We start from the raw sequence: 7,049 nt of genomic DNA, 5'->3' as shown, positions 1-7,049 counted from the left end.
TCACAACCTCAAATCTGTGCCATTGGTGCTGACGGCGGACAGTGCAGGAGCGGGGCGGGCGCGAGCTGGACGCGGCGTTGCTGATGATGCCCCTCGTCCGCTTCGTATCATCGACCGATCCCGTGTGGCTTCAGACGCTCGATGCGATCGGCGAGCAATTGTGCGATGACGGGCTGGTCTACCGCTACCGTGTCGACGACGCGCTCGAAGGCGATGAAGGCGCCTTTACGACATGCACATTCTGGTTTGCGGAGTGCCTGGCGCGCGCCGGCCGCTTGGATGAGGCGCGGATGCAGCTTGCCAAGGGTGCGGCTTATGCCAACCATCTCGGCCTGTTCGCCGAGGAGGTAGACGTGCGCGGCTTGTCGTTGGGAAACTTTCCCCAGGCGCTCACCCATCTGGCCTTCATCAGCGCCGCGCACTTCCTGGATCGGCGTTTGGACCCAGCGTACCGGCCAAGCTGGCAACCGTAAGGAAACCCCGCTCGATGCGCCGGCAACTGTTACTCACCTTGCAACGCTGGGACGCGCTGTTCGATGGGCCGAGTCAGGTAAGCCGCCATCTTCACGATGCGCGGATGCGACCTCACGACCCGACACTCTCCTATTGTCACGGCTGTCAGTAAGGATTACGCCTGTATCAACAGACCTTCCACTTCGTGGACGAACGGCACCGAGAGGAACCGATGGCAACGATCATCTACGTCGAGCACGACGGCACGCGTCATGAACAGCAGGTCACCGACGGCTGGAGCGTGATGGAGGGCGCGGTAAAGAACGGCGTGCCCGGTATTGATGCCGATTGCGGCGGCGCGGCCGCCTGTGCAACGTGCCACGTTTATGTCGATCCAGACTGGCTGACGGCGACCGGTGAGCGCACCGAGCAGGAAGCCGAGATGCTGAACTTCGCTGAAAACGTGGAAAGCAACAGCAGGCTGTCGTGCCAGATCGAGGTTACGCCCGCGCTCGACGGGCTGATCGTCACCATGCCCGAAAGCCAGCACTGAGCCCCATCATCCCGGAAGGATCCGTCGCATGAGCACCGCCGCCACTGCCGCCTTCGCCGCCACCAATCCCGCCCGCGACGCCGCCTATGCGACCCCGCTCGACAAGCTGGATCCGTCGCGCCCCGAGCTGTTCGCTGCCGACGAGATGTGGTGGAATTTCGAGCGGCTGCGTGCCGAGGCGCCGGTCCATTACACCGCCGAAAGCGCTTATGGGCCGTTCTGGTCGGTGACGAAATATAACGACATCATGGCGGTCGACATCGATCACCAGACCTTCTCGTCGGAGCCGGGGATCATGATGGTCCCGCCGCTAGCGCCCGGCGAAACGCCGCAACTCGAAGGGCTGGCGATGTTCATCGCGATGGACCCGCCCAAGCACGACGTGCAGCGCAAGGCGGTCAGCCCCGCCGTGTCGCCCACCAACCTTCAGATCCTGGGTCCGTTGATCCGCGAGCGTGCCGCCGCGATCCTCGATGGGTTGCCGATCGGCGAAGAGTTCGACTGGGTCGACAAGGTGTCGATGGAGCTCACCGCGATGACGCTTGCGACGCTGTTCGGCATGCCGCAGGAGGATCGCCGCAAGCTGACCTATTGGTCCGATGTGGTCACTGCGGAGCCGGGGCATGGCGTGGTCGAGACGCGCGAGCAGAAGATGGGCATCTTTCGCGACTATCATGCCTATTTTACGCAGCTGTGGAACGAGCGCGTCAATGCAGAGCCGACCGGCGACCTCATCTCGATGCTCGCGCATGATCCCGCGACACGCGGTATGTCGCCGATGGAATATTTTGGGAACGTCATGCTGCTGACGGTGGGCGGCAACGATACCACACGCAACACGATGACCGGCTCGGTCTATGCCTTGTCCAAGAACCCCGATCAGTACGCCAAGCTGATGGCCGATCCGTCACTGCTGCCGTCGATGGTGTCGGAAACGATCCGCTGGCAGACGCCACTGTCGCACATGAAGCGTCGCGCCACCCGCGATGTCGAATTCCGCGGCCAGCAGATCAAGAAAGATGACACGGTTGTCATGTGGTACGTCTCGGGCAATCGCGACGATGAAGTGATCGAGCGCCCGAACGACTATATCATCGATCGTCCCCGTCCGCGCCAGCACATCTCGTTCGGCTTCGGCGTCCACCGCTGCGTTGGCAATCGCCTTGCCGAACTGCAGCTGCAGATCGTGTGGGAAGAGATCATGAAGCGTTTCCCGGAGATCAATGTGGTCGCGGAGCCCAAGCGCGTCCGCTCGAACTTCGTGAAGGGCTATGAATCGATGCGGGTCGTTATCCCGCGCCGGTATTGACCGTTACGCTGCCTACTTGAGGCACGTTTCGGTTTTGTCACTCGACCGGGCGCTTGTCGTCAAGGAGGTCTCCGCCCTGGGTTTCGGCGCGTTCCTCGTCGACCAGCTTGGCGATATGCGCGTCGGGCGCAGCATCGTGCGCGATCCTCTGTTGCGACACAGCCGGTTTCGGTGGTTTGGCGACTGGGGCGTTCGACGCGCTTTGGGTCGGAACGGCGGCACCCTGATCAAAACGCAGGCGGTAAATCGGTTCGGGCAGGGCAAAGCCGTGAGCTTCCAAACTACGCTTGGCTGCATCTAGCGCCAAACTGCGCCCTTTCAGATAATCGGTGCGCGACTGGTTCACCCAGCCGAAGAAGCGCAGGACAATGTTCGAATCCCCCACGTCGCGGATGATCGCGCTGGCGGCTGGCGCGTCCAGCACGAAGTCGAGATCACGGATCGCCTGCAGCCCCACCGCTATGCCGTCCACCGGATCGTCATCCGCGTCGATGCCGAGATCGAACTCGAACCGCCGCTCGGGATCGGCCTTGCCTTTGATGTCTTCGGTAACGCCAAACTCCCAACCGGAATGGCCCGATGGCACCCAGGGTGTCGCCTGCGTTGCCGTAACCTCTCCATCCCAACCAGAGCGCTCGCTATCGTCATTGCCGGGGAACTCGACCTTAATCAGGCCGACCCCAGTCGAGTTCACCAACGTTCTGATGAACACAGCCAGCCGTTGGCGAGGGGTGACGCCCGTCGTCGCCCACCGGGTGATGTCGGCACCCTTAATCTGCAAAAAGGGCGGCACATAAGACTTGGTAATCGCCGCCGAGCGGGCTGTGGTTTTGGCAGCGTCCCACGCGCTTTGAACGTCAAGTAAAGTGCGGGCAGATACGCCGAAAGCTCGTTCTAATCGAGCTGCCATCTCGGTTGAGAGATCCGCTTTCCCGTTGAGAAAGTTTGAGAGCGTTGGACGGCTGACATCGATCAGCTTGGCCGCTGTGGTGACGTTGGTGCCAACAGGAATGACGTTGGTTCGGACATACTCGCCCGGATGGATAGATTCATTTTTCATACGTGTAGTGCATGACGCTACACGATGCATGTCGATGGCAATGTAGCGTGATGCGCTACACGCTACATCAAGGTTTAGGCTAATGTCATTTCCAATCCGTGCCGACATCAACGCTCAGACCATTCGAAGTCTGCGGCTGCCGACTCTCACGCCGAAATGCGCTGACTGCTGACGGTCAAGTTTCGCCGTCGACTGAGAATAGGATGGTTTACGTCCGATCCGCTCGTTCGAGTGCCGTAACCTGCCAGTCCAAAACCGGCCCACTCCCAGCCGTTCAGCGCGCCGGATGCTAGGATGGCAGCTCCTGGGCCGGCTGCGGACAGGCCGCTCTGGACCGCGAAGTAGGAGTAAGCGGACTCGTTCAAATGGGCGCGGTGGGCGCAACGACCCAATCCTGGCCTCTCAACCGGCGCCAGTCGCTGCCTAAAACCTGCCGCTCGTTCATGTGACTGGACCAACCGACCCCGAGCGCCGGCGGTGGGTTGGCTAAAGCGTCGATGGGCTTAGGAAAGGGTGCCGAACGGGTTTTGCACGGTCGCCGGTCCGTCCGCGCCTGGTTTGGCCCCTCGGCAAAGCCGCGCAGACTGTCGAAGACGTAAAGCGCGGCAGCCTTCATTTTGATTCCAGGCTTGCGACCAAACTAAACCCGGTCACCTTGTCCACGCGGACCGGGCACCAAGGCCAGAAATCGCGCAGTACCTCGGGAGCCGGATGCGCGTGGGTGTGGCCAGGGTCGGACGAGAAGATACTAGCAGCCGGCTTGAGAACAGCGGCGAGTCCTGATTGCCAATTGGGGCGGGCTCCATGGTGCATCACTTGGAGAAGCCCCGCTCGATCCAGCCGTCCGCTCCGCCCATAGAAACGCTGCAATGCCGCCAGCCGGGCGGGGGTGTCGAGGAAGCCATCTCCGGTAGCGAGCTGCGCCAGATTGTCCCGGTTGGGATCCATCCGAAATGGAGCGGTCGCTGCCACCGGATCGAACCGGACCCGTGTTCCGATCGGACCGGCATACAGAAACAGCGAGATGAGGTTCGCTGGCACGGACCCGGAGCCGAACGCCCGCTGGTAGATCCGCTTCAGCAGCCGCAGCATCACCGATTGCCGTCGGCGTCCGGCAAGAAGGGCGCCGGCAATCCGCTTTACCCGTCTGATGAATAAGGCGGTGGCGAGCGGCTGCATCGCGGCATCGTTGTAGGGGATGAACTCCCAGAGCGACGGAACGATGATCCTGCCTGCCGGCTTCAGAAAACGGACCTGAACATTTGCGCTGCCGGCGACGGCGGGATCACCATCGCTTCCTTCGGGCGGCGGGCCGTATTCTGCCTTTCCGCCTTCGATCGGTCGGTCGGGATCGGGCTCGTCCTCGAAGCCGGGCACCACGTCATCCGGGCCGGCGCCGGGCACGAACACGACCTCGTCAATTTCGCTACCCTCGATGCTTGCTAGATAGCCGACCGGGTCGAGGTAGAAGGCGAGCAAGGAGTCGTCCGCTCCGATTTCTTCCCCAAGCGCGATCAGCAACCGCTGCCAAAGCGGCACGTAGGGGAGGAGAAGGGTCCGAACACGTACGCCGCGGATCAGTGCGACGATGCCGTTGATGTGGTCGCTGTCGAAGTGCGACAGGGTGACGAGATCGATGCGACGGCCTGCTAGCTCCTTGCGGAACGCCGCGATCGCCTTGTCCCGCTCGGCCGCACCCGATGTCGAGCCGCAGTCATAGACCCAGGTAAACTGGCCGCTGGCCGCTCCGAACAGGCGGCCGGACATGAAGAGACCCTGCCCGACGGGCCACCAATGAACCTCCATCGTCGCCAATCGCGTCACGGTCGTCGTATCTCCGGCGTAAAGAGTGCTGCTCACAACGGGATAGAGGTGGCCGAGGCATTGCGCCATGTACGCTAAGGTCGACTGCGTCGGGGCGGGGGGGACGTTGGGCCAGCGTCCGCCCGCAATCTCCGCGATCAAACGATGATTGAGATCGCGACCGGGCCTCGTGAAATAGGACAGGATCGCTTGCTTGCTCAACTCCGGGCGGAAGCTGAGCATTGTCTTGATCATGCCGATCTCGATCGGAAGGAGGGTATGTGCGCCAGCCACGGTCGAACTCAGAAAGGTCGTTTACAGGTCATATCGACGCACGACGCACTCAGGCGTGCACGGGCGCACGACACCCTAGTTGCGCCGAAGCGGGTCACCGCACAGCCCGGATGAACTCACGCACTCCCGCCGACGGGGCGATCGCCTCTGCGATTTGCAAGGCGTCGCGCATGCCCGGTACGTCGGGTGTGGTGTGGCCGGGCGGCGTCAGCTCGGAGACGGGCGCGAACTCGGCGCCGAGTCCAAGCCGGTCGTCCTTGAATTCTATGGGCTTGTCGGCGCGGACCCATGCTGGAACCCCGTCATCGAAGATCGACGTGTCGACGAAGAACCTTGGCCCGCCAAGGCCCGCTCCGGAGCCCGCAACATCGGCTACATAGGCCTTTGTAAACGCAAAATTTGCCTGCAGCTGAGGCAGGACGTCGAAGTAGCGGTCGATGCTGGCTGCTTCCCGAACCGCCTCTTCTGGTGCGATCTGTCCCGCCTTCATCCTGGCTAGAATCGAACTCACTTGCCCCGATGCATGATCGATCGCACGGCGGCTGCCCTTCGCCCGAAAGCCCGTCGCAAGCACCATGCGGGATCCGTACCACCCGTTCCGACGTTCGCTTTCGTCCAGCGCCCGAAAAAGGGCAAAGGATCTGGTCAGGAAGTCGTAGGTTACACCCGAGCTGCGCAGCGAAAGGTCTCTGTATGCCACGGCGCCGTCATTGAGCACGAGAGTACGGAACTTGCGTCCGCTATGCTCAGCGACGATCCGATGAAATGCACGAAGCCGAGTTATGGCGGTCTTTGCTTGCGGGGCGATCGGATTGAAGTCGGCCGCTCCGATCATGCCTCCATATCCGAGCAGGTCTACCCAGCAGACAGCCGCCACTTGGAACGGCAGGCTGCGCGCGCGGCCGCTGGCGATGGGCGGATGCACCCTTTGTCTTGGCGCTTTCACGCTCACCTCTTCTCTTTCGGTTGCAAAGCACTTCAGCTTAGCGTCGCCTGGTGGTCTCAGCCTAGTCCGGTTCGGCGCGTCGCGGCGATGGATGTGATTTGAGCTTCCGCTAAGGCGACCCGTCCGGCCGCACTGTCCGTCGCGGTGGTCGCGATGCACAAAGCTTCGGATCGGATAACCTCGTATTTCTATCTTCAGTCGTCTTGGCTGAGCTGCGCTAAGGCATGGAAGCCGCCCTACGTGCTGCCCAAGCGGTCGACCACTTCCGCGAAACCGTCGAGGTTGCAGGCACCTACCCGCTCGCCGAGGTCGGCAAGCACACCGCCGGGGCGTCTGGCGAGTGTGCGGTCATCTTACTTTGGATGAACGACCGGTCGAATGTGCGCTAATCGGCTTCAAAGCGGGCGGGCCGCAATCCCTGTTCGCTGGCGTAAGGGACCTTGGCCTTCCAATCGGAACGAACGGCCGCTTTCGCGATCGACCGCCCAAAAGCGGCTGTTCCGCTTCCCACCCAAATTGCGCCAATCGACCGCTGCTGAATGGATGGCAGGTTTCGGGATTGCCGGTCGATGGGTCGAATGACCGAGATTGGGCGCTTAGCTGCCGGGCTCCGGCGCATGAACGAATGGCC

7 protein-coding genes are annotated in these 7,049 nt (G+C 62.1%); 3 read left to right on the top strand and 4 right to left on the bottom strand.

What is annotated here, in order from left to right; translation table 11 throughout:
* Positions 1-41: 41 nt before the first annotated feature.
* The 3 genes from L8F96_RS18370 to L8F96_RS18360 all read left to right on the top strand — a co-directional run bounded on the left by L8F96_RS18370 (position 42) and on the right by L8F96_RS18360 (position 2,315).
* On the top strand, positions 42-473 hold the full coding sequence (locus L8F96_RS18370) for a glycoside hydrolase family 15 protein (RefSeq protein ID WP_334657001.1): 432 nt from the start codon (positions 42-44) through the stop codon (positions 471-473).
* Between the two features lie 212 nt (positions 474-685).
* On the top strand, positions 686-1,006 hold the full coding sequence (locus L8F96_RS18365; RefSeq protein WP_046411193.1) for a 2Fe-2S iron-sulfur cluster-binding protein: 321 nt from the start codon (positions 686-688) through the stop codon (positions 1,004-1,006).
* Between the two features lie 28 nt (positions 1,007-1,034).
* A complete protein-coding gene (locus tag L8F96_RS18360; RefSeq protein ID WP_046411192.1) occupies positions 1,035-2,315 on the top strand; it encodes a cytochrome P450 in 1,281 nt (426 codons plus the stop codon).
* 37 nt (positions 2,316-2,352) lie between these two features.
* Here the strand turns inward: L8F96_RS18360 and L8F96_RS18355 are convergent, their stop codons facing one another.
* From L8F96_RS18355 to L8F96_RS18340, 4 genes are all read right to left on the bottom strand, one after another.
* On the bottom strand, positions 2,353-3,375 hold the full coding sequence (locus L8F96_RS18355) for a HigA family addiction module antitoxin (RefSeq protein WP_197075576.1): 1,023 nt from the start codon (positions 3,373-3,375) through the stop codon (positions 2,353-2,355).
* 612 nt (positions 3,376-3,987) lie between these two features.
* Positions 3,988-5,433 carry an MBL fold metallo-hydrolase gene (locus L8F96_RS18350; RefSeq protein ID WP_334657000.1) on the bottom strand — a complete coding sequence of 482 codons (1,446 nt, stop codon included), beginning with the start codon at positions 5,431-5,433 and terminating at the stop codon, positions 3,988-3,990.
* Between the two features lie 133 nt (positions 5,434-5,566).
* A complete protein-coding gene (locus tag L8F96_RS18345; protein ID WP_334656999.1) occupies positions 5,567-6,424 on the bottom strand; it encodes a hypothetical protein in 858 nt (285 codons plus the stop codon).
* A gap of 379 nt (positions 6,425-6,803) precedes the next feature.
* Positions 6,804-7,049, bottom strand: a 246-nt coding sequence (locus L8F96_RS18340) for a hypothetical protein (RefSeq protein WP_334656998.1), incomplete at its 5' end; no start/stop codon positions are given.

This window comes from Sphingomonas panaciterrae (assembly GCF_036890205.1).
In the GTDB taxonomy this organism is placed as follows: Bacteria; Pseudomonadota; Alphaproteobacteria; order Sphingomonadales; family Sphingomonadaceae; genus Sphingomonas; species Sphingomonas panaciterrae.
The sequence above is the reverse complement of the archived record's forward strand: the minus strand, read 5'-3'. Positions and strand labels throughout refer to the sequence as shown.

Excerpts from the sequence above, each read along its gene's own strand:
- L8F96_RS18365 (WP_046411193.1), top strand. The coding sequence starts at position 686 with ATGGCAACGATCATCTACGTCGAGCACGACGGCACGCGTCATGAACAG.
- L8F96_RS18360 (WP_046411192.1), top strand. The coding sequence starts at position 1,035 with ATGAGCACCGCCGCCACTGCCGCCTTCGCCGCCACCAATCCCGCCCGC.
- L8F96_RS18355 (WP_197075576.1), bottom strand. The coding sequence starts at position 3,375 with ATGAAAAATGAATCTATCCATCCGGGCGAGTATGTCCGAACCAACGTC.
- L8F96_RS18350 (WP_334657000.1), bottom strand. The coding sequence starts at position 5,433 with ATGATCAAGACAATGCTCAGCTTCCGCCCGGAGTTGAGCAAGCAAGCG.